This is a genomic window from Bradyrhizobium cytisi, from assembly GCF_008123515.1.
GTDB classification, from domain to species: Bacteria; Pseudomonadota; Alphaproteobacteria; order Rhizobiales; family Xanthobacteraceae; genus Bradyrhizobium; species Bradyrhizobium cytisi.
Map to the genome: position 1 here is coordinate 77,276 of NZ_VSSR01000034.1, position 21,227 is coordinate 98,502.

The 21,227-nt window shown below is 64.5% G+C and carries 19 protein-coding genes; 10 read left to right on the forward strand and 9 right to left on the reverse strand.

Going from position 1 to position 21,227, the window contains the following annotated elements; translation table 11 throughout:
- Positions 1-7 precede the first annotated feature (7 nt).
- From FXB38_RS21500 to FXB38_RS21505, 3 genes are all read left to right on the forward strand, one after another.
- A complete protein-coding gene (locus tag FXB38_RS21500; protein ID WP_148753044.1) occupies positions 8-571 on the forward strand; it encodes an isochorismatase family protein in 564 nt (187 codons plus the stop codon).
- Positions 572-604: 33 nt separating this feature from the next.
- Positions 605-772 (forward strand): hypothetical protein, encoded by a 168-nt coding sequence (locus tag FXB38_RS42870; protein ID WP_187435040.1) that lies wholly within the window; start codon positions 605-607, stop codon positions 770-772.
- Positions 773-943: 171 nt separating this feature from the next.
- The gene (locus FXB38_RS21505) at positions 944-2,326 is read left to right on the forward strand and encodes an aspartate aminotransferase family protein (RefSeq protein ID WP_148752979.1); all 1,383 of its coding nucleotides are present in this window, start codon (positions 944-946) and stop codon (positions 2,324-2,326) included.
- 134 nt (positions 2,327-2,460) lie between these two features.
- On the opposite strand, the gene rnd is transcribed toward FXB38_RS21505, so the two are convergent.
- A complete protein-coding gene (rnd, locus tag FXB38_RS21510; protein WP_148752980.1) occupies positions 2,461-3,630 on the reverse strand; it encodes a ribonuclease D in 1,170 nt (389 codons plus the stop codon).
- A gap of 420 nt (positions 3,631-4,050) precedes the next feature.
- Positions 4,051-5,529: a protein adenylyltransferase SelO gene (locus tag FXB38_RS21515; RefSeq protein ID WP_148752981.1), complete on the reverse strand. Its 1,479-nt coding sequence runs from the start codon at positions 5,527-5,529 to the stop codon at positions 4,051-4,053.
- Positions 5,530-5,727: 198 nt separating this feature from the next.
- On the opposite strand from FXB38_RS21515, the gene aspS reads away from it, so the two are divergent.
- Positions 5,728-7,500, forward strand: coding sequence for an aspartate--tRNA ligase (aspS, locus tag FXB38_RS21520; protein WP_148752982.1), 1,773 nt, complete (start codon positions 5,728-5,730; stop codon positions 7,498-7,500).
- Between the two features lie 193 nt (positions 7,501-7,693).
- Here the strand turns inward: aspS and FXB38_RS21525 are convergent, their stop codons facing one another.
- The gene (locus FXB38_RS21525; RefSeq protein ID WP_148752983.1) at positions 7,694-9,664 is read right to left on the reverse strand and encodes a hypothetical protein; all 1,971 of its coding nucleotides are present in this window, start codon (positions 9,662-9,664) and stop codon (positions 7,694-7,696) included.
- Between the two features lie 246 nt (positions 9,665-9,910).
- Between FXB38_RS21525 and FXB38_RS21530 the strand changes: the two genes are divergently transcribed.
- Both FXB38_RS21530 and FXB38_RS21535 read left to right on the forward strand, forming a co-directional pair.
- Positions 9,911-12,220, forward strand: a complete 2,310-nt coding sequence (locus FXB38_RS21530) for an NADP-dependent malic enzyme (RefSeq protein WP_148752984.1) — start codon at positions 9,911-9,913, stop codon at positions 12,218-12,220.
- A gap of 334 nt (positions 12,221-12,554) precedes the next feature.
- Positions 12,555-13,007 (forward strand): DoxX family protein, encoded by a 453-nt coding sequence (locus FXB38_RS21535; RefSeq protein ID WP_148752985.1) that lies wholly within the window; start codon positions 12,555-12,557, stop codon positions 13,005-13,007.
- A gap of 181 nt (positions 13,008-13,188) precedes the next feature.
- Here FXB38_RS21535 and FXB38_RS21540 read toward each other — a convergent pair whose 3' ends face one another.
- The 3 genes from FXB38_RS21540 to FXB38_RS21550 form a co-directional block, all read right to left on the reverse strand.
- Positions 13,189-13,743 (reverse strand): dihydrofolate reductase, encoded by a 555-nt coding sequence (locus tag FXB38_RS21540; RefSeq protein WP_187435041.1) that lies wholly within the window; start codon positions 13,741-13,743, stop codon positions 13,189-13,191.
- 7 nt (positions 13,744-13,750) lie between these two features.
- Positions 13,751-14,764, reverse strand: coding sequence for a polysaccharide deacetylase family protein (locus tag FXB38_RS21545; protein ID WP_148752986.1), 1,014 nt, complete (start codon positions 14,762-14,764; stop codon positions 13,751-13,753).
- Between the two features lie 248 nt (positions 14,765-15,012).
- Positions 15,013-16,689 (reverse strand): L,D-transpeptidase, encoded by a 1,677-nt coding sequence (locus tag FXB38_RS21550; RefSeq protein ID WP_148752987.1) that lies wholly within the window; start codon positions 16,687-16,689, stop codon positions 15,013-15,015.
- A 208-nt stretch (positions 16,690-16,897) separates the two neighbouring features.
- Here FXB38_RS21550 and FXB38_RS21555 point away from each other — a divergent pair, with 208 nt between their 5' ends.
- Positions 16,898-17,446 (forward strand): CreA family protein, encoded by a 549-nt coding sequence (locus FXB38_RS21555; RefSeq protein WP_148752988.1) that lies wholly within the window; start codon positions 16,898-16,900, stop codon positions 17,444-17,446.
- On the opposite strand, the gene FXB38_RS21560 is transcribed toward FXB38_RS21555, so the two are convergent.
- The gene (locus tag FXB38_RS21560; RefSeq protein ID WP_148752989.1) at positions 17,436-17,630 is read right to left on the reverse strand and encodes a hypothetical protein; all 195 of its coding nucleotides are present in this window, start codon (positions 17,628-17,630) and stop codon (positions 17,436-17,438) included. The genes FXB38_RS21555 and FXB38_RS21560 overlap by 11 nt on opposite strands.
- A gap of 192 nt (positions 17,631-17,822) precedes the next feature.
- On the opposite strand from FXB38_RS21560, the gene FXB38_RS21565 reads away from it, so the two are divergent.
- Entirely contained in the window at positions 17,823-18,200 is a 378-nt protein-coding gene (locus tag FXB38_RS21565; protein WP_148752990.1) for a hypothetical protein, read from the forward strand.
- A 34-nt stretch (positions 18,201-18,234) separates the two neighbouring features.
- Complete coding sequence (locus FXB38_RS21570) at positions 18,235-18,600, forward strand: hypothetical protein (protein ID WP_148752991.1); 366 nt, start codon at positions 18,235-18,237, stop codon at positions 18,598-18,600.
- Positions 18,601-18,603: 3 nt separating this feature from the next.
- Here the strand turns inward: FXB38_RS21570 and FXB38_RS21575 are convergent, their stop codons facing one another.
- Positions 18,604-18,849 carry a DUF6719 family protein gene (locus FXB38_RS21575; RefSeq protein WP_148752992.1) on the reverse strand — a complete coding sequence of 82 codons (246 nt, stop codon included), beginning with the start codon at positions 18,847-18,849 and terminating at the stop codon, positions 18,604-18,606.
- A 67-nt stretch (positions 18,850-18,916) separates the two neighbouring features.
- Positions 18,917-20,386 (reverse strand): MocR-like pyridoxine biosynthesis transcription factor PdxR, encoded by a 1,470-nt coding sequence (gene pdxR, locus FXB38_RS21580; RefSeq protein ID WP_148752993.1) that lies wholly within the window; start codon positions 20,384-20,386, stop codon positions 18,917-18,919.
- 76 nt (positions 20,387-20,462) lie between these two features.
- On the opposite strand from pdxR, the gene FXB38_RS21585 reads away from it, so the two are divergent.
- Positions 20,463-21,188 (forward strand): pyridoxamine 5'-phosphate oxidase family protein, encoded by a 726-nt coding sequence (locus FXB38_RS21585; RefSeq protein ID WP_148752994.1) that lies wholly within the window; start codon positions 20,463-20,465, stop codon positions 21,186-21,188.
- Positions 21,189-21,227: the final 39 nt, after the last annotated feature.

The following is a 21,227-nucleotide window of genomic DNA, read 5'->3' on the forward strand; positions in this document are numbered from 1 at the left end:
CAAGATGATGCCGGTCTCTCTCCACGACGATCCGCTGGTCCTGGTCTGTGCGGACCTTCAGGTCGAATATCTGACCCCCGGGCGTCGCCACGTCATTCTCGATGGCGACGCCGCCACCTCGCGCTGCCTGGAACTGCTGACGCTGTGGCGCAGCAACCACTGGCCGGTGATGCATTTGAAGCGTATCGCGCAGGCTGCGTGGTTCAATCCGTCATCCAGGCTGACCGATTGGATCGCGGAGGCGAGGCCGCGTCCGGGCGAGATGACGTTCGAGCACCCGTTGCCCTCGGCCTACAGCTCGTCGCGTTTCGTGGACTACATGTCCAGCGTCCGCAATGTCCGTTGCGTGGTAACGGGCTTTTCCCTCGACGAGACCATCCTGGCCACCGTGGTCGAGGGATTTCACCGCAGCCACCGCTATCAGGTGGTCGTCGATGCCGCGGCCTGCCGGCAGCCGGGAACGGGCGAGGCGGCCGCCTACAAGCAGTCGGTGGTGAATGTCATCGCCAACTTTGCTACACTCCAGTCCAGCGCCGAACTGATCAGAATCAGCGGCGCCGTCGCGGTCTGAGAGACGCGATCGGCGGATGGATGGGGTGGGACATTGTCTCGGGAGGACGAGCTCAAGGAGCTGGCGAACGAGCTGTCGCGTGCCGTCGAGACGGCGCGCCGGGTAGGCCTGTCCACGACCGTCTATCTGCTGTCGATGGCGCTGGTCGAGGTGCGGGAAGCTGTAGCAGACGGCGAGGGAGATGACGACGGCGCGGCCTGAGCGCCGTCTTGTGTGCGGCTTTGTGCATCGCTGCTGAGCGCTTGCTGCCGACGAATTGGCGTTGCAAGTTTTCCCTCGCCGCAATAGCCAAGTAGCCTGATAACCTAGCCTGATAACCGATCGATGGCGTTGGCCGTGCCGGCGACGTGATGACTTGAGGGATCCCTGCAAATGTCCATGCTGCCCAATTCGCAAGAAGCCCGCGATGTGGCCTACCAGCTCCACGCCTACACCAACGCGCGCGCCCATCAGCAGGCAGGTCCCCTGGTGATCGAGCGCGGCGAGGGCCCCTACGTGTTCGATGCGTCGGGCAAACGCTATTTCGAGGCGATGGCGGGCCTGTGGAGCGTCGGGCTCGGCTTCAACGAAAAGCGGCTGGTCGAGGCCGCGCACAAGCAGATGCAGGCGCTGCCGTTCTATCACACCTTCTCGGCCAAATCGCACGGGCCCTCGATCGACCTCGCCGAGAAGCTGGTCGCGCTCGCGCCGGTGCCGATGAGCAAGGTGTTCTTCACCAATTCCGGCTCGGAGGCGAACGACACCGTCCTGAAGCTGATCGCCTATCGTTCGAACTCGCTCGGCCAGCCCCAGCGCAAGAAGATCATCAGCCGCATGCGCGCCTATCACGGCGTCACCATTGCCTCGGCGAGCCTCACGGGCCTGCCCAACAACCACCGTTCGTTCGATCTGCCGCTGCCGAACATCCTGCACACGGGCTCGCCGCATTTCTACAAGGACGGCGCGCCCGGCGAGAGCGAGGAAGCCTTTGCGACGCGCCGGGCCGAGGAGCTCGACGCGCTGATCCAGAAGGAAGGGCCTGATACGATCGCGGCCTTCTTCGGCGAGCCGGTGATGGGGGCGGGCGGCGTGATCGTGCCGCCGGCGACGTATTGGGACAAGATCCAGGCGGTCCTGAACAAGTACGACATCCTGCTGATCGCCGACGAGGTGATCTGCGGCTTTGGACGCACCGGCAAGATGTTCGGCTGCGAGACCTATGGCATCAAGCCCGATGCGATCGTCGTTTCCAAGCAGATCACCTCGAGCTACTTCCCGCTGTCGGCGATCATCATGAACGAGCGCATGTTCGAGCCGATCGCGGACGAGAGCAACAAGATCGGCGTGCTCGGCCACGGCTTCACCGCCGGTGGCCATCCGGTCGGCTCGGCGATTGCGCTGGAAAACCTCAAGATCATCGAGGAGCGCGGCCTGGTCGCGCATGCCGCCGAGCTCGGCGGTTACATGCAAAGCAAGCTGCGCGAGCTGACCAGCCATCCGCTGGTCGGCGAGGTCCGCGGCGTCGGCATGATCGCAGCGCTCGAGCTCGTGCTCGACAAGGGCCGCAAGACCGCTGCCGCGACGCCCGGCGCGGTCGGCGGCATGGCGAGCGGCATGCTGCAGGAGCGTGGCGTGATCTCGCGCAACATGCTGGACGCCATCGCCATCTGCCCGCCGCTGATCGTCACCAAGGCCCAGATCGACGAGCTGATCGCGGCGATATCAGGCGTGTTGAACGACATGATGCCGGAAGTGGCGAAGCTCACGCCGGCGTAGGCTCTCTTCGTCATTGCGAGGAGCGAAGCGACGAAGGAATCCAGACTGTGTCCGCGGAGACGGTCTGGATTGCTTCGCTTCGCTCGCAATGACGACGTTGAGAATTGCGTACCCAACGCTGTCGCCGTCACCCCTCAGGCTGACGGTTTGACCGCCTCGACCCGCTGAACCCCGATCACGCGACCTTTTTCGATCGCCAGCGCCAGCTCGCCGCGCTTGAGCTTCAGTGCGGCGTCGCCGAACAGCTCGCGGCGCCAGCCGCGCAGCGCCGGCACGTCGGCCTCGTCGTCGGCTGCGATCTCCTCGAGATCGTCGACGGTTGCGATCACCTTGCTCGCGACAGCATGGCGCTCGGCAGTCATGCGCAGCAGCACCTTCAGCAGCTCGACGGTCGCAGCACCATTGTTGTTGTTGCGCGGCTTCTCCAGCTTCGGCAGCGTGGAATGGTCCCGCGCCAGCCCGCGCTCGACCGCGGCGACGATGTCCGCGCCCCATTTGGACTTCTCAAAGCCCTTCGGCACCGAGCGCAGATGGGCGAGCTTCTCCAGCGTGTTCGGCGCATGGGTGGCGATGTCGCTGATGGCTTCGTCGCGCAGCACGCGCCCGCGCGGCACGTCTCGGCTCTGCGCCTCCTGCTCGCGCCAGGCGGCAACCTCCATCAGCACCGCGAGGTCCTTTGGCTTGCGCACCCGCGTCTTCAGCCGTTCCCAGGCGCGCTCGGGGTGGAAGTCGTAGGTTTTGGGCGAGGTCAGGACTTCCATCTCGATGGAAACCCATTCGCTGCGGCGGCGCTTCTTCAAATCGGCATCGAGCGCGGCGAAGACGTCGCGCAAGTGCGTGACGTCGGAGACCGCGTAGTGCATCTGCTCCTTGGTCAGCGGCCGGCGCGACCAGTCGGTGAAGCGATGGGTCTTGTCCGGACGGTGGCCGGCGACCTTCTCGACCAGCGCGTCATAGGCGATGCTGTCGCCATAGCCGAGCACCATGGCCGCGACCTGGGTGTCGAACACCGGATGCGGAATGATATTGGCCTGATGCCAGATGATCTCGATGTCCTGACGCGCGGCGTGAAACACCTTCAGCACGCCCTCGTTGGCCATCAGCTCGAAGAACGGCTTGAGGTCGATGCCCTCGGCCAGGGTGTCGATGACGATCGCTTCCTCGGGGCTCGCCATCTGCACCACGCACAACAGCGGGTAATAGGTGGTTTCGCGCAGGAACTCGGTATCGACTGTTATGACGGGGTGCTTGGCCAGTCGGCTGCAGGCAGCCGCGAGGTCAGCGGTGGTGGTAATCAAATCCATGAACGGCCCATGACACTTGGTATCAGCCGTTCTGCCGAAAGCGCTGTGATGTCAAGGGGCTCTAAGCGAATTCGAGCCTTGCATTGGGACTGGAATCGCTCTTTTCCGCCAAAAATCCTATTCGTAACGGATCCGGTGCGAGGATTTGCGGGCGCAGGGCAACGCCACCACGACCAGGCACATGCCAACCAGCGCCAGCCCCAGGAACTCGAAAACCAGCAAATCCACGGCGGAAATCTCCAGAAACACCGTTAGATTTGTCGGCTGTGCGTTGAGGGTCTGTTAATTCTAATGGTTACCGCCGGCGGTCCGGCTGCGATGGTGGACGGGAGGTTAACGCGGCCTTCGTGCCCGCCATCACGTCATGAGCTTCGGCAGGGTCGCGGTCGGGGCATCTACGGCGGCAGATGAGTTTGCGGCTCACGTCCCGCAAAACGTCTGCAGCACCCGCTGATCCGGCAGCGGTGGATCGGCGTAGGCGGCGTACTCGGGTTGCTCCTCGTACGGCTTCGCCAGCACCTTCACCAATTCCTCGAACGGCGCGTAATTGTCATCGTTCACCGCGGCCTGGATCACGGCCTCGACGCGGTGGTTGCGCGGGATGAAGACGGGATTGACGGCGTGCATCGCCGCTTGCCGCTCGGCCGCAGACTGCGGCTCCAGCGCCGTGCGCTCGCGCCAGCGCCTGGCCCAGTCGTCGAAGGCTGAGGGATCCATGAACTGCGCGCGGACATCGGCAACGGCAGCCTCGTCACCTGCGGCATCGCCGAGCTTGCGGAAAGTCAGGGTGAAGTCGGCCTGGTTCTTCGCCATGGCGTCGAGCAGGTCCTGGATCAGCGCCTCGTCGCCGTCGGCCTCGCTGAACACGCCCACCTTTCTGCGCAAGCCAGCCTGATAGGCCTTGCTGAAGGTCTCCGGGAATGCACCCAGAATCTCCTGCGCCTGCTCGACCGCCTTCTCCTGCTCTTCGCCGAACAACGGCAGCAGGCATTCGGCGAGCCGCGTCAGATTCCACAGCGCGACGCGCGGCTGGTTGGCGTAGGCATAGCGGCCCGTCTCGTCGATCGACGAGAACACCTGCGCGGGATTGTAGGCATCCATGAAGGCGCAGGGGCCGTAATCGATGGTCTCGCCGGAGATTGAAGAGTTGTCCGTGTTCATCACGCCGTGGATGAAGCCGACCAGCAGCCAGCGCGCGATGAGCTCCGCCTGACGCGCGACGACGCCAGCAAGCAAAGCGTGATAGGGTCGGTCGGCGTGGAGCAGGTCCGGATAATGCCGCGAGATGACGTGATCGGCGAGCCGACGAATGGCGTCGGTGTCGCGGCGGACGGCAAAGAACTGGAAGGTGCCGACCCGGATGTGGCTGGACGCGACGCGCGTCAGCACCGCGCCGGGCAGCGCAGTCTCGCGGATCACCGGCTCGCCGGTGACGACGGCAGCCAGCGACCGCGTGGTGGGAATGCCGAGAGCGAACATCGCTTCACTCACGATATATTCGCGCAGAACCGGCCCGAGCGCGGCGCGGCCGTCGCCGCGGCGGGAGAAGGGGGTCGGGCCCGAGCCCTTGAGCTGGATGTCTCGGCGCACGCCGTTTGTGTCGATGACCTCGCCGAGCAGGATCGCGCGGCCGTCGCCGAGCTGGGGCACGAACTGCCCGAACTGATGGCCGGCATAGGCCATGGCAATCGGATCGGCGCCCGCGGGAACCGTCTTGCCGGCCAGAATTTCGGCGCCCTCCGCCGTCTCCAGCAGATCAGGATCGAGCCCGAGCTGGACCGCCAGCGGCCGGTTCAGCTTGATCAGCCGCGGCGCGGCCACAGGGGTCGGCGCGACGCGGGCAAAGAAGCTGTCCGGCAGCTCCGAATACGAGTTCTGGAAGGGGAAATGGACCGTCATGGCCTCAAGATAGGGCTGTAACGGCGGATGGCAAAGGCTTGGGCCCCGATTGGCCAAAAATGGCCGTCGCCAGCCCCAAAACAGCCCGTTCCCTTGGTTGCCGCCTCCGGCCTCGTCGGGTAAACCCTGCCGCAACGTCGGACCGGCTGTGACAAGGTCGTCCGATTCGCTTCCTCCGACATTTATTTTGGGACGACCATGCATCGCTACCGGTCACATACATGCGGCGCGCTCCGCGAGAGCAACATCGGCGAGACGGTTCGCCTCTCGGGCTGGGTACATCGCGTTCGCGACCATGGCGGCGTGCTGTTCATCGACCTGCGCGACCATTACGGCCTGACCCAGTGCGTGGTCGATCCGGACTCGCCGGCGTTCGCGCTGGCCGAAAAGCTGCGTTCGGAATTCGTGGTCAAGATGGACGGCAAGGTCCGCCGCCGCCCCGAGGGCACCGACAATGACGACCTGCCGACCGGCAAGATCGAGATCTATGTCACCGAGATCGAGGTGCTGGGCCCCGCCGGCGACCTGCCGCTGCCGGTGTTCGGCGACCAGGAATATCCCGAAGACATTCGCCTGAAATACCGCTTCCTCGATCTGCGCCGCGAAAAACTGCACCAGAACATCATGACGCGCGTCGAGATCATCAAGTCGATGCGCCGGCGCATGGAGGGGCAAGGCTTCTTCGAGTTCAACACGCCGATCCTGACCGCGTCCTCGCCGGAAGGCGCGCGCGACTTCCTGGTGCCGTCGCGCATCCATCCCGGCAAGTTCTACGCGCTGCCGCAGGCGCCGCAGCAGTACAAGCAGCTCTTGATGATGTCGGGCTTCGACCGCTACTTCCAGATCGCGCCCTGCTTCCGCGACGAGGACCCACGCGCCGACCGTCTGCCGGGCGAGTTCTACCAGCTCGACGTCGAGATGAGCTTTGTCACGCAGGAAGACGTGTTCGCGGCAATGGAGCCCGTCATCACCGGCGTGTTCGAGGAGTTCGCCAAGGGCAAGCCGGTGAGCAAGGACTGGCGGCGGATTCCGTTCGCCGAGGCGCTGCGCAAATACGGCAGCGACAAGCCGGACCTGCGCAATCCCATCGAGATGCAGGACGTCTCCGAGCATTTCCGCGGCTCCGGCTTCAAGGTGTTCGCGCGCATGCTCGAAGACCCCAAGAACCAGGTCTGGGCGATCCCCGCTCCGGGTGGCGGCAGCCGCGCGTTCTGTGACCGCATGAACTCGTGGGCGCAGGGCGAGGGCCAGCCTGGGCTGGGCTACATCATGTGGCGCGAGGGCGGCGAGGGCGCGGGTCCGCTTGCGAACAACATCGGGCCTGAGCGCACCGCCGCGATCCGCACGCAGATCGGCGTCAAGGAAGGCGATGCCGCCTTCTTCGTCGCCGGCGATCCCGACAAGTTCTGGAAGTTTTCAGGCTTGGCCCGCAACAAGGTCGGCGAGGAATTGAACCTCACCGACAAGGAGCGGTTCGAGCTCGCCTGGATCGTCGACTTCCCGATGTACGAGTACAACGAGGACGACAAGAAGGTCGACTTCTCGCACAATCCGTTCTCGATGCCGCAGGGCGGTCTCGACGCATTGAAGGGCCAGGACCCGCTGACCATCAAGGCGTTCCAGTACGACATCACCTGCAACGGCTACGAGATCGCCTCGGGCGGCATCCGCAACCATGTGCCGGAAGCCATGGTGAAGGCGTTCGAGATCGCAGGTTACGGCGAGCAGGAAGTGGTCGACCGCTTCGGCGGCATGTATCGCGCCTTCCAGTACGGCGCGCCGCCGCATGGCGGCATGGCCGCGGGCGTTGACCGCATCGTCATGTTGCTTTGTGGCACCAACAACCTGCGCGAGATCTCGCTGTTCCCGATGAATCAGCAGGCCATGGACCTGCTGATGGGCGCGCCGTCGGAGGCCACCACCAAGCAGCTCCGCGAGCTGCATGTGAAGGTGAACCTGCCGCAGAAGTGAGGGCTCGTGCCTCTCTCCGCGCTTGACCCGCCGAAGCTTCAGCGAAGGCGGAAGCGGGGAGAGGCCGCGTTGCCTCCACATCGTCATTGCGAGCGCAGCGAAGCAATCCAGAATCTTCCCGCGGAGGGACTCTGGATTGCTTCGTCGCAAGAGCTCCTCGCAATGACGAAGGAGAGAGCTGCGTCTCGTTCCCCTACAGCCCCGTCGATGCCTCGATCCTGAACTGCGCCAGCGCAACGATCGGGCCGCTGTTCAGCGCATCCATGAGCTGAAGCACCGGCATCTTGCCGAGCGGCGTCAGCTTGATGGTGAGCGTCTGGTCCGAGGTCGAGACGAAGCTTGCGATCGCATCGACCGCTGCCCTCGCATCGAGATTGGAGGCCGCGACCTTCTCGCCCTGCGCCCGGATCATCTCCACGATGGCGCTGCGTGCCGCGTCGCGGCTGACGTTCTGCGTGCGCGCGAACTGCGTCACGACGAGATCGACGCCACCATTGTCGCGCAGTGAGAACTCGAGCGTGTCAGCCTCGATCCGGGCGGCCTGACCCATAAGCTGAGCGGGATCGGCCGAAAACACCTCACGTGGCACACTGCCGAGCGCGATACGCAGTTGCGCTTTTGCGATGCCTCCGATGTCGAGCGTTGCCGGCGCCAGAGCAAAGCTGTTGGAGGACTCGGTCCAGGCTGCGCCGAGATCGAGGTCGATCGCGAGCTTGTCGAGGCCGGCGGCAATCAACGTTAGCTGCTTCGGATCGGACGGATCGGTCGGCGTGACAAATTTGGCCACCGCATGCGCCTTGCTCGGGATCGAGCCGACCAGCTGACCCCAATCCAGGCTCAGCGTGTCGATCGTGACCAGCTTCTTGGTGGTCTTGAACGGCGCGGTCACGCCCTTGATTTCTGCGCCTGAGAGCACGCCGAAAAGGCCCAGGATCTGCTCAGGTGAGGGCGTTTGTCCGGGATTGCTGAGGCCCGCCCCCAAGCGCATCAGTTTTGCCGCGCTGAACGACTTCAGCGCGAAGCGCTCCATCTTGAACTGGCCCTGCGGGCCCGGCGTGTCGACGCCCTCGATCGCGAACTCGCCGTCGTGGTATCTGATCGCGTTGACCTTGCCGATCCCCTGCGGCGTGCCGACCGAAATCTTGCTGACTTCGGCCTTGCCGATGCGAACACCCTCATAGATTCCGGCGATCTTCTCCAGCGTTTCGCGCGACTGTGCCGGCGTCGGAACGGCCGATTGATCCTGCGACAGCGCGTCAAATCGCTCGGCTAGCCGGAATTTCGACGGTTGCACGTCGAGGTCCTCCATCACGAAGCCGTCGATATCGATACGCATCCCCTGAGCCGTTTTGAGCGCATAGGGGCCGGCCAAGATTTGCCGGTAGACGCGGTGATAGGTCTCGTCATTGCTGGTCTGCGGATCGAGCGCGGCGATGATCGCGGTCGCATCGAAATCGTTGACGATGATGTTCGACACCTCGCCGGTCAGCTTATCCGGCCTGCCCGGCTGCTTCACGTCGATCGAGATGGCGGCGCGGTCCGCCTTCATCGCATCGATCTTGCCTTGCTTCAGGTTCTGGATCGTCAATCCGGAATAGGTGATCTCGCCGCTGCCGCCGGGACCGCTGCCGGAATCGAAGCTCATCGTCAGCGTAGGCGCCGTGAGCGAGGACGCCGCGACGCTTGCGTATTGACCGAGCACGTAGCGGTAGAGGTCGACCAGGGAGCCGTTCGCCGGCGCAGTGCCGATGTGAAGGGGGCCGGCATAGTCGCGCATCGTCAGCTGCGGGACTTTGTAGGACGCCTTCACCTTGGCTGGGCCGATCTGGTCCAGTGCGACTTCGAAGCCGGTGATGTCGATGCTGTCAGCCGAAATCCTGGTGTCGTCGATCTGGCGGACGCCGGTGCCCTTGATGCCGGCGATCTTGACCTGCGCTTGCGGTTGATTGCCGGGCGTGACCGCGATGTCCTCGATGGTGAGCGTCCGGCTCATCAGGTCGAATTCGACCTTGCTGTGGCTGGCCTTGCCGCCTTGCTTGCGGATCTGCTCGAAAGCCGTTTCAACCTCGGTGGTGACGCGGTGCTGGACGTAGAGGCTGAAGCCGAACCATCCGCCGGCGGCAAGCACGGCGACAGCGATCAGGCCGATCAGGATCCGCTTCATTCCCAGCTCCAGTTGCTCGTTGCGCGCTGCACAACCTGCCATATTCGGGAAACGTTACGAGGTCCAGGGAAAGCTAGCGTCATCAGATATTTGAGCCTGCGCCCTGTTGATGGGATCGCAATCGGATGTTGCCACCGGGGCGCCCGCCGTGCTTCATCCCGTTTCCACGACCCGGAAATACCGTCCGCTTGGAGGGCTGCTCCGGATGAGGCATTTTGTGGCCGGTAACGCGAGGCAAGAGACCGCATGTCGTCCTATTCTGATGATCTCCACCAGGCGGCGCTGGCCTATCACCGTCTGCCGCGTCCCGGAAAGCTCGAGATCCAGGCAACAAAGCCGCTTGCGAACCAGCGCGACCTCGCGCTCGCTTACTCGCCTGGGGTGGCGGCTGCATGCACCGAGATCGCCAAGAACCCGTCGGAGGCCGCAACGCTGACGGCTCGCGCCAATCTGGTCGCCGTGGTCTCCAACGGCACCGCGGTGCTCGGCCTCGGCAATATCGGCCCGCTGGCCTCGAAGCCGGTGATGGAAGGCAAGGCGGTCCTGTTCAAGAAATTCGCCGGCATCGACGTGTTCGACATCGAGATCGCCGCCGACACCATCGAGCGCGTGGTCGAGACCGTGGCGGCGCTCGAGCCGACCTTCGGCGGCATCAATCTGGAGGACATCCGCGGGCCTGAATGTTTCGAGATCGAGGCGCAGCTGAAGGAGCGCATGAAGATCCCGGTCTTCCATGACGACCAGCACGGTACCGCAATCATCGTCGCCGCCGCCGTCACCAACGCCCTGCGCCTCAACGGCAAGAAGCTCTCGGACGTCAAGATCGTGGCGTCGGGGGCAGGGGCTGCCGCGATCGCGACGCTCAACCTGCTGGTCTCGATGGGGGCGCAGCGCAAGAATATCTGGGTGTGCGACATCGACGGCCTCGTGCATGAGGGCCGCAACACCACGATGGACCGCTGGAAGGCGGTCTATGCGCAGAAGACCGACAAGCGCACGCTTGCCGACGTCATCGGCGGCGCCGACATCTTCATCGGACTTTCGGCGCCGGGCGTGCTCAAGCCCGAGATGGCCAAGGCGATGGGCGACAAGCCGCTGATCATGGCGCTCGCCAACCCGACGCCGGAGATCATGCCGGAGGAGGCGCGCAAGGTGCGCCCCGACGCGATGATCTGCACCGGCCGCTCCGACTATCCGAACCAGGTCAACAACGTCCTCTGCTTCCCCTTCATCTTCCGCGGCGCGCTCGATGTCGGCGCCAGCGCCATCAACGAGGAGATGAAGCACGCCGCGGTCGAAGCCATCGCGCAGCTCGCGCGCGAGGCGCCGTCGGATGCGGTGGCGCAAGGCTTTGACACCGGCGAGACGCAAGGTTTTGGTCCGGGCTCTCTGATCCCGAGCCCGTTTGATCCCAGGCTGATTCTCCGCATCGCGCCCGCTGTGGCCAAGGCTGCGATGGAGTCCGGCGTCGCGACGCGGCAGATCACCAATTTCGACGAATACACCGCGCTGCTCGAGCGCTTCGCCTTCCGCTCCGGCCTCGTCATGAAGCCGATGTTCGCGAAGGCCAAGACCCAGCCGGTGCGTGTGATCTACGCCGAAGGCGAGGACGAGCGCGTGCTGCGCGCCACTCAGGTGGTGCTGGAGGAGAATGTGGCGCGGCCGATCCTGGTCGGCCGTCCCTCCGTGGTGGAAGCCCGCCTCGACCGCTTCGGCCTGCAGATCCGCGCCGGCAAGGATTTCGACCTCGTCAATCCCGAGGACGATCCGCGCTATCGCTCCTACGTACAGTCTTACGTCGAAGTCGCCGGCCGCCGCGGCGTGACACCGGATGCGGCACGCACGGTGGTGCGTACGAATAACACGGTGATTGCTGCGCTCGCGGTGATGCGCGGGGAGGCGGACGCCATGCTCTGCGGCGTCGAAGGCCGCTACATGCATCATCTGCGTCATGTCCGCGAGATCGTCGGCTTTCAGGCCGGGGTCAGCGACTATGCCGCGCTGGCGCTGCTGATCACCAGCAAGGGCGCGTTCTTCATCGCCGACACGCAAGTGCGGCCCAATCCGAGCGCAGAAGAGCTCGCCGAGATCGCCTCGCTCGCGGCGGTGCATGTTCAGCGCTTCGCGCTCAAGCCCAGGATCGCCTTCGTCTCGCATTCCGATTTCGGCAGCTACGACACCGACTCCTCGCGCAAGATGCGCCAGGCGACCCAGCTTCTGAGAGAGAGGCATCCGGAGATCGAGGCCGACGGCGAGATGCAGGGCGATACCGCGCTCTCCGCTGCGGCGCGCAAGATGGTGCTGCCGCACTCCAAGCTCGAGGGCGAGGCCAACATCATGATCATGCCGACGCTCGACACCGCCAACGTCGCCTATCAGATGATCAAGTCGCTGGCGGACGCGCTGCCCGTCGGCCCGATCCTGATCGGCCCGGCGCGGCCCGCCCACATCCTCACGCCCTCGGTGACCGCGCGCGGCATCCTCAACATGACGGCGGTGGCCGTGGTCGAAGCCCAGGAGCGCGCGGCCCGGCAGCAACCGACGTTGTTCACGTAGGAGCGGGCTGCGCGTTCGGCGTCTCTCGGAGGCGCGGTCGTTCCGCAAGCTCGTCATGCCCGGGCTTGTCCCGGGCATCCACGTTCCGTGTGGGGCGAGGTAAGTCGTGGATGGCCGGGTCAAGCCCGGCCATGACGGTGAGAGTGGGATGGGCGCGTTCGCCCCGGTCGGTTCGATTCCGCTAGGGAGCGCCAAGGGCACCGTCTTCGCCGCCAATTTTGAATTACTCGCAGTTCGCCATTTCCCCGTTTGTAAACGGGCTCACTAGTCTTCATAATCGCTCGGTACTCTCGTCAAGACGCCGATTTTAAAAGCCTGAGCCAAGAGGCCGACCATGCCAGCGTTCGTGACTTTTGGGCGAATCCTGTTCGCCGTGCTGTTCATCTACACGGGCGCGACGAAACTGATCGCCATCCAGGCGACGGCCGATTTCATCGCCACCAAGGTCGTGGTGCCCGATGTGATCGCGCCTTACGCCAAGCAGGTCGAGACGGCGACCGCGATGACCACGCCGCAGCTTTTGGCGATCGCAGTCGGCGGGCTCGAGGTGATCGCGGGACTGATGATCGCCTTGAATTTCGGCACGCGCTTCTTTGCGATGCTGCTGATCATCTACACCGCGGTCTCGACCGTCCTGTTCTACGACTTCTGGAATCAGCCGGCGCCTGAAAATGCCAAGATGGTAATCGACGCGCTGAAGAATCTCTCCATCATCGGCGCGCTCTTCATGATCATGGGCTATGGCCGCGCCACGCGTTCGGCCGAGACGGCCTACGGAGACGTGTAGGCGGAGGACGGGCCCCGCCTGGTCCCTGACCACGCGCTGCCATGATGCCATCCTGCCCCTGTTTTGCCCGACGGTGCAAGCGATATTCGTAAAAAGCGAAAATGGTCGGGCCGCCAGGCGCCTGGCTACTGTGCATGGGGTTGTTTTCGTTTTTTTGTGGAAGCAAGCCCTAAGGGCTTTGCTAATCCTTTCGACGCCACGGCGTGACGGTCACGCCATGCGCGGCGTCGAGCAGATACGGCGTGCCCGGCTTCATCCCATGCGACGCCAGCACCTCGTGCGGTGTCCGCTCCGGCACGCCCACGAAACAGCCTTCGCCGCCGGCGAGCCGCACATGCGGGGCTTCCGACAGCCAGAACGTGTCGAAGCGGTCCATGAACATGTCGAACACGAGGGGGCCGCCAATGACCGCGATCCGTCCCGAGGCGACGTCGGCAAAGGCGGCAGCCTCTTCGAAGCTTGCATGATCCGGATTCCACAGCGTCGCGTTCGGCATCTCCGGATCGACGGTGAGGGCCTTGATCTTGCGGGTGGCGATCAGCCGCTTGCGCTTGGGCGAGTTCGGGTGCTGCTCATGCGAGTTGCGGCCGTGCACGATCAGCGCTGCGCCGTCGAGCGCCTGCTCGAAGAACAGCTTGTCGCCTTCGAACTTCAGGCTGTCGGGCATGACGCGGCTGGCGTCGGCGAGCATGCCGTCCGCCGAGACGATGACGTAACCTTCGAAATGGAAAGACAAGCGACGGCTATTCGGAAACGGTCGTCACCACGGAATTGACCGGGCGCGTGCTCACCGTCGGCAGCTTGACGTCCTTCATCAGCTCCTGGTCGTATTCGGGGAGTGAGGCGACCGGCGCCTTGGCGCGCATCGCTACCACCTTGTAGCCGGCGGCCTTGAGACGGTTCAAAAGCTCGGGCAGGGCTTCCGCGGTGTGCTTCTGGAAGTCGTGCATCAGGAGGATGCCCTTGCCCTTCTTGTCGAGCCCCTTCATCACGGTGTCGATCACCTTCTCGGGCTTCGAGGCCTTGAAGTCGAACGAGTCGATGTCGCAGGAGAAGATCGCGACGTTGCGGTTGCCGAGATAGGTGACCATCTCGGGCGGATGCTGCAGCGCCGGGAAGCGGAAGAACGCTGCGGGCGAGATGCCGCCGAGCGCCCATTTCACGGCGCTGATGCCCTTCTCGATCTCTTCCTTGCGCTGCGCTTCGGAGAGCTTCTTGTTGTTGAGGTTGGCGTGCGACCAGGTGTGGGTGCCGACGGTGTGGCCGGCCGCGTAGACCTGCTTCAGGATCTCCGGCTCGTAGGTGGCGTGCTTGCCGATCGAGAAGAAGATGCCGGTGGTGCACTGGTCGGCGAGCGCCTTCAGCACGGCGGGCGTGTTGTGCGGCCAGGGACCGTCGTCGAAGGTCAGGACGACCTCCTTGTCGCGCAGGAAGTCGAGCTCCTTGAAATGCTCGAAGCCGAAGCCGGGACCGCCTGTGGTGTCGATCTCGACGGTGCGGGCGACGCCCAGCGCGTCCGGATTGTTGCAGGCCGCGCGCGCCGGCTGCGGCGCTTGTTGCGGCGGAGGCGGGAACGCGGCGGCTTGCGGCGCGGGCGCTGCGGCAGGGGCTGCAGCGGGTGCCGGAGCCGGAGCAGCGGCCGCGGGGGCAGCCTGGGTGGCGGCTGCGGGTTTCGCGGCCGGGGTCTGCGACCACGCCGCGCCTGTCAGCGCAACCGATATCGCGCTTGCCAAAATCAGTCCTGCCGCCACACGCATGGTGTTGTCCTCGAGATTGATCCCGTTGTTCCGCCGCGGCTTTTCGCCTCCGGCAAAACCTATCCTGCCCCTGATCATCCTAGCCTAGTTGGTGGCCCATCGCCATTGCAACGGCTGTTTGGCGCTTCGCCCCAATTGTGCCCAAGGTTCCCCCGGATGTGACCCGGCACGCAGCCTGCTCCGGCGAGACGACCGGCCCGCTCAACACCGCGTTATCTGGCGCGGTGCCAAGCTTCGCGCAGCCCGGCTCAGTACAGGCGGACGATGAAGTCGGTGCCTTCGCCGGTCTCGCCCTGGTTGATGCCCTGGTCGGAGACGATGACCGAGCCGCCGGTGGTGAGCAGCTCGTTGATCTTCGCCATGGCGTCGGCAGGAATCGTGATGCGATCCAGTGCCTCGGTCGGGCTGTCCGGAGTAATCACAGGCTTTGCGGCCACGGGGATCACGGCGGCGCCGCGCTGGCGGCGCGTGGCGTGACCGTCGTCCTCGCGCGCGGCGGCACGAACGGCAACGGGCAGGGACACCACTGACCAATGCAGCGCATTGGCATCGGTCTTGTCGATCTCGGCGGTGAAAACGTGGGTGCCGAGCGGCCGGTCGCTTGCCGCGATCGTCACGGGCACGTCGAACAGCGGCGCAAAATTCTGCCGCACGTAGAGCTTGGAATCCTTGCGGCTGATGAACGCCGCAATCTGACCGGTCCGCTTCGGCAGGTCCGGCTTCACGGACGGCGCGGGATCGGCAACGCGGGTCTGATCCTTTTTTGCCTCCGGCGAAGCGGCCTGGGCGGGCGCAATTGCCGTCACCGCCGCGTCGGGCTTGTTCTCGGTCGTTGCCGCGTCAGCCTTGACCGGCTCTGACTTCGCGGCCTCGACCTTGTCAGCCGGCTTCTCGTCCGAGGTCGCCTTGGCAGCTTCCGCAGGCTTCGCTTCGGTGCTCGCTGCATCAGCGGGCTTGGCAGCCTCATCCGTCGCCGCCGCCGCGTCTGGCTGCTTGGCTGGATCGGAGGCCTCGGCGGACTTGGTGTCAGTCTTGACGTCAGTCTTGACCGCCTCCTCGCGGACCGGCGCATTGCCCGTGGTCACGTCCGACATCACGGTATGGCCAACCGTGGAGCGCAGCTCGAGCACGCCGTCGGCGCTGGCGGTCTTCTCAAACGACTTGGTCTCGACGGCCTTGGCGTCCGTGACGTTGGTGTCAGGCGCACCCTTGTCCGCCTTGTCGCCAACGCTCGTCGTCGGCTCGAGGCTGGCAGCCGGCTGCGGCGGGACGCGCAGCGAAGCGAGCATCGGATGCGAGAAATTTTGCGGCGTCATCTGGCCGGGCGTGACGATCACGCGCGCGCCCATCTTGGTCCAGTTCCACATTTTCACGGCGAATGCCATCGGCATGCGGATGCAGCCGTGCGAGGCCGGATAGCCCGGCAGCACGCCGGCATGCATGGCGATGCCGGACCAGGTGATCCGCTGCATGTACGGCATCGGCGCGCCGCTATAGATGTTGGAGTGGTGGAATTTGTGCTTCTGGATGACGCTGAACACGCCCATCGGCGTCGAGTGGCCCTTCATGCCGGTCGACACCGGCGACTCCGCGAACACGCCGCTGGAATCGTAGATCGTCACTTTCTGCCGGTCGATCGAGACGACGATGACGAGCGGACCCCGCGGCTTCGCGTCGGTCTCCTTCTCGACGCGCGCCGCGTTCTTGGTCTTGGCTGCCGAGCCGCGCTTCTGCGGCTTCTGCTGTGGCTCGTCGGGATGCCGCACCGGCCGCGCGTAGTAGGACCCGTCCGAATAATCCGGCGTGTAATAGAACGCTGCTTCTGCCTGGCTGGTCGTACCGATCGCACCCGCGGCCGTCAAAACGGCGAACTGCCACAGCCGTGCGGGCGCGGCGGCAAAACGGGACCCGTTCACGCTAGTCATTCCTCGAATCCGTAATCCAAATCAGACATTAGTCTCGCAGAGGGGATACGCGTTCACCAGCAGGGCGGTTCTGCCATCAGCTACTTTTGTCCAAGACGTAGCAAAAAAGCCTCACGGAGCGGTAAACGGCGGCCGCGCCCGGATGCCATCGTCTTCCTGAACGATCACCCCATACCTACATTGCCGTGACTTCTTACCGGAGAACTTCATGTCATCTCGTTTCCCCGGTCTTTCCGGCATCCGCTTGAAAGGCCTCGCTTTATTGCTTCTGGCTATGGCCGTGCCGGTGGCGTCCGCGCAAGCCGCCGACGAGCCGGATCTGATCTTTCGCCGCTCCACCGTGTTCAAATGGATGAGCCCGAATGACAAGCTTGCGACCTACGGCCTCGACGACCCCGAGGTCGAAGGCGTGGCCTGTCACTTTACCGTGCCTGAGAAGGGTGGCTTCAAGGGGTGGCTGGGTCTGGCCGAGGAGGTTTCTGACGTCTCGCTCGCCTGCCGCCAGATCGGTCCGATCAAGTTCAGGGACAAGATGGAGCAGGGCGACGACATGTTCCGCAAGCGCCGTTCGCTCTTCTTCAAGAAGATGCAGATCGTGCGCGGCTGCGACTCAAAGCGCAATGTGCTCGTCTACATGGTCTATTCGGACAAGCTGATCGAGGGATCGCCGAAGAACTCGACCTCGACGGTGCCGATCATGCCGTGGGGACCGGCCGACGCGAACGTCCAGAAGTGCGGCGACTTCTTCACTCAGTGACGGGATCGCGGCTGACGCGCGGTTTCGCATGGTGCGAGCCGCTCAGCCGCACGAACGCCTGCGGCGCGGCCTCATAGCCGCGGCCTGATTGCAGAGCCATCGCCCCTGGCGAAGCGGCGCGTTGATCGGCGCGGTCGTTCCGTTCGGCCGCGTCGCGCGCCGTTGCGCGATCTTGCGCCATCATGGTGGCCATTCCTCACATGTGCCCGGTTGACGGGCCCTTCGGTTCTCGAAGGCTTCGGTCGTGCCCGGCAAGCTCCGGGTTCATCAGCGGGTCCGGCCTTCGCTTGCGGTTCTCTTCAGCAGGAAACCGTAAAATGCATGTGAAGCGCTGACGTCGTGAATGTGACCGCGTCACCTCAACCTGCGTGGATGGTTGCTCCCAAGCAGGTTCAAACTGTCACGTGCCCTATCTGAAATGATTGACGTTTTCCGGGAATTGTTTCGTCAGATCGCGAGCGACGAAACAATTCTCACCGGGAAAGAAACCATTTTCGGCTTTGGGCGCATCACGGGAGAAACCGCGGATGGTTATCAGCTTCACAACGACGACGGCACACCGCCGACCACGCAATTCGGGGACATATCCATGCGCGCGCTCAGCTTCATCCTTGCTTTCGGCTTCGTGCTCGCCGGTTCCTCGTTTGGCGGCGCGCCGGACGGTAGTCTGCCCGGTATCGGCACCTTCCAGTACAGCGGTTCGCCGGTGACCACCACGGCGCCTCAGCCGATCGTTCTCGCCGCGCGCTTCTGATCAGCAACAAGAAAATCAGCCGGCAAAAGCCATCATGTACCTTCGTCTCTGCGCTGCAGCGGTCCTCTCCCTTCTGACGATCAGTTCCGTCCAGGCGCAGGTGCGCGCGCCGACCCGGCTGCCCGACCCGCGCACCGAATTCGTGCGGCAATGTGCCCCGCGCATGCTCGGGCGCTGGGAGCATCCGGAGGAGGTCTGCGGCTGTCTGCATGATCATGCCGCGGCCGCGGTCGAGGATCGCGACCTGCGCGAGGCGCTGCTGCGCGGCATCAGCGAGACCGGCGTTCCCACGATCGAGACCGATTGGGTGCCGGCGGCAAAGCAAAGCGAAATCGGCGCGACCTTCACCAAGATCGCCAAGCCGACCCTGCAGTGCATGTTCGATCCGGCGAAGTCGTAGCGGTTACTTGGACTTCGGACCGTACCGCGCCACGCAAGAGCTGGTTCGCACGACGCCTTTGTCGCTCATCTTCGAACCGCGAACTTCCTTGACCTGTCCGGCCGGGCAGGTTCCGTCATCCACCATCACGCGCTGACCAAGCTTGAGATCGACGATGTCCTGCTCGCGCCCGACCGTGGCCGCGTGTGCCGCCGTCGCGAGCATGGCGGAGATCAGGACTGAGAGACAGGCTGCACGACAGGGTGACATGATGAGGGATTCCGGCGTCGGTGCAGCAATGTAGGGAGCGGCACACGATTCTCATAGTGGACCTTTGTCACGCCCGCCGGCCCGCCTTGCTTTTGTTGCGCAAGGCCGCGCGCGCCTCCCGTGCGAGCCTTTCGGCGGAGGCGACGAGTTGTGGAACCGCGTGCCCGGAAAATCCCAGCACGAAGCCGGGAAGCGGCCGCGCCCGCGCATAAGTGTCGGCGAGCAGCCAGCCCTCTGCGCCTGCGGCCTGTTTCGCTTCGGCCGCAACCGCTGGCGCAACGGCCGGATCGAACTGCGCCACGAGGTGCAGGCCCTGCGACGGCACCGGGACCGACAGCGCGCCATCCGATGCCGCTTCGAGCGTTTCGGCCAGTGCATCACGCGCCTCGCGGTAAAGCTTGCGCACGCGCTTGAGGTTTGCGGCAAACGCGCCGGAATTGAGCATATCGGCGACCGCGCCTTCCATCAGCGTTCCGGGAAAACGGTCGAGCGCGGCGCGCGCGGCCGTGACGTCGCCGATCAAGCGTTCGGGCAGGGCGCAATAGCCGATGCGCAGTCCCGGAAACAGCGTCTTGGCAAATGTGCCCATGTAGATCACGCGCTGGAGGTGATCGATGCCGGCGAGCGACTTCAGCGGCGCTCCGTCATAGCGGAACTCGCTGTCGTAATCGTCCTCGAACACGAAGGCGCCGGCCTGCTTCGCCCAGTCGAGCAGCTCCAGCCGCCGCGGCATCGACATCTGCACGCCGAGCGGAAACTGATGCGACGGCGTGACATAGGCCGCGCGTGCGGAAGGCGCGCCCGTGCGGCCCCTCGCGATTTGCAGGCCATGGGCGTCGACGGGAATGGGCACAATGCGATAGCCGCATTGGGCGATGGTCCGGCGCGCAATGGGATAGCCGGGGTCCTCGCACCAGACCTGATCGTCGGCCTTCAGGATCGTGCCGAGAGCGATGCGCAGCGTGTGCAGCGTTCCTGATGTGAGCATGATCTGGTCGGGATCGCAGCGCAGCCCCCGCGCTGAGAGCAGATGGTCCGCGATCGCGACGCGCAACTCGCGGCTGCCACGCGGATCGCCGTAATGCAGATGCTCGGCGCCGAAGGCGCGCATGCGTCGGCCAACGAAAGCGCGAAAACGCTGTACCGCGCGCTCGTCGATATGGGTGCAGCCGAGCGAGAGCGCGCCTTGCTTTGGCGCCTCGACAATCACCTTCGGCTTCTTCTGTATGGCCGCGCGCGCCGGAATGCGCGCGGCAACGAACGTGCCAGAGCCGACGGTCGCTTGCGCGAACCCGTCGGCGATCAGGCGCTCGTAAGCCGTGACGACCGCGTTGCGCCGAAAGCCGGTTTGTTTGGCGAGCGTGCGCGACGGCGGCAGCGGCTCGCCAGGTTTGACAAGGCCAGAGACGATCATCTCGCACAGAGCCTGGTACAGCCGGTGCGCTGAGGAGGCGCCGGCGGTGATGTGCGGGCCAATGAGATCGAGCGGCAGCTCGGCCTTGGCAGGGACGAGAGAATTGGTCGGAAGTTTTTGCATGGAATTGGCACTATCGCAGACCAAATGCGCAGCTACAACCGGTCTCGAATTCGTCCAATTCTGATGAGGAGCGGCCGTGAGCCAGACCGAGAGCCAAGATTTCTATCCGACGTCAGCGCGCAATCAGGTGAAGCGCCGGCACGACCGCGGCTTTTACGATTACGAGACGGTTCATCGCATCCTCGACTCCTCGATGCTGTGCCATGTCTCCTACGTCATCGACGGTCAGCCCTATTGCACGCCGACCTTCTTCTGGCGCGAGGGGATGAAGCTCTATTGGCACGGCTCGAGCGCGAGCCGCATGTTGCGCAACCAGACGAGGGGCGAGCGGGTGTGCCTGACGGTCGCCCATCTCGACAGCCTTGTGCTGGCGCGCTGCGGCTTCAATCATTCCGCCGACTACCGCGCGGTGATGGCGTTCGGCACAGCCTATCTCGTGACCGACCCCGCAGAGAAAGAGCGCGCCGTGGTCGCGATGGTCGACCGCTTCTTTCCGGATCGCACCGCGAGCCTGCGGGCCAGCAACACCCAGGAGATCAAGGCGACCTCCTTCATCGCGATGGAGATCGAGGAAGCGTCCGCAAAGGTCCGCGCCAAGGGTGTCGCCGACGACGAAGAAGACTACGAATTACCGATCTATGCCGAGCGCATTCCGGTCCACACCGTTCTCGGCGCGCCGGAGCCGTGCCCGCGGCTGCTCGACGGCGTGAGCCGGCCCGCGACGCTGAATGGCTATTCGGAAGGCCGCCTGCTCGAAGATGCATTGCGGGATGCTTATTTTGTGGAGTACCCGAACGGCTGAAATCGGCTAGCTTGCGTGCACCGTTGACCAACTAGATGC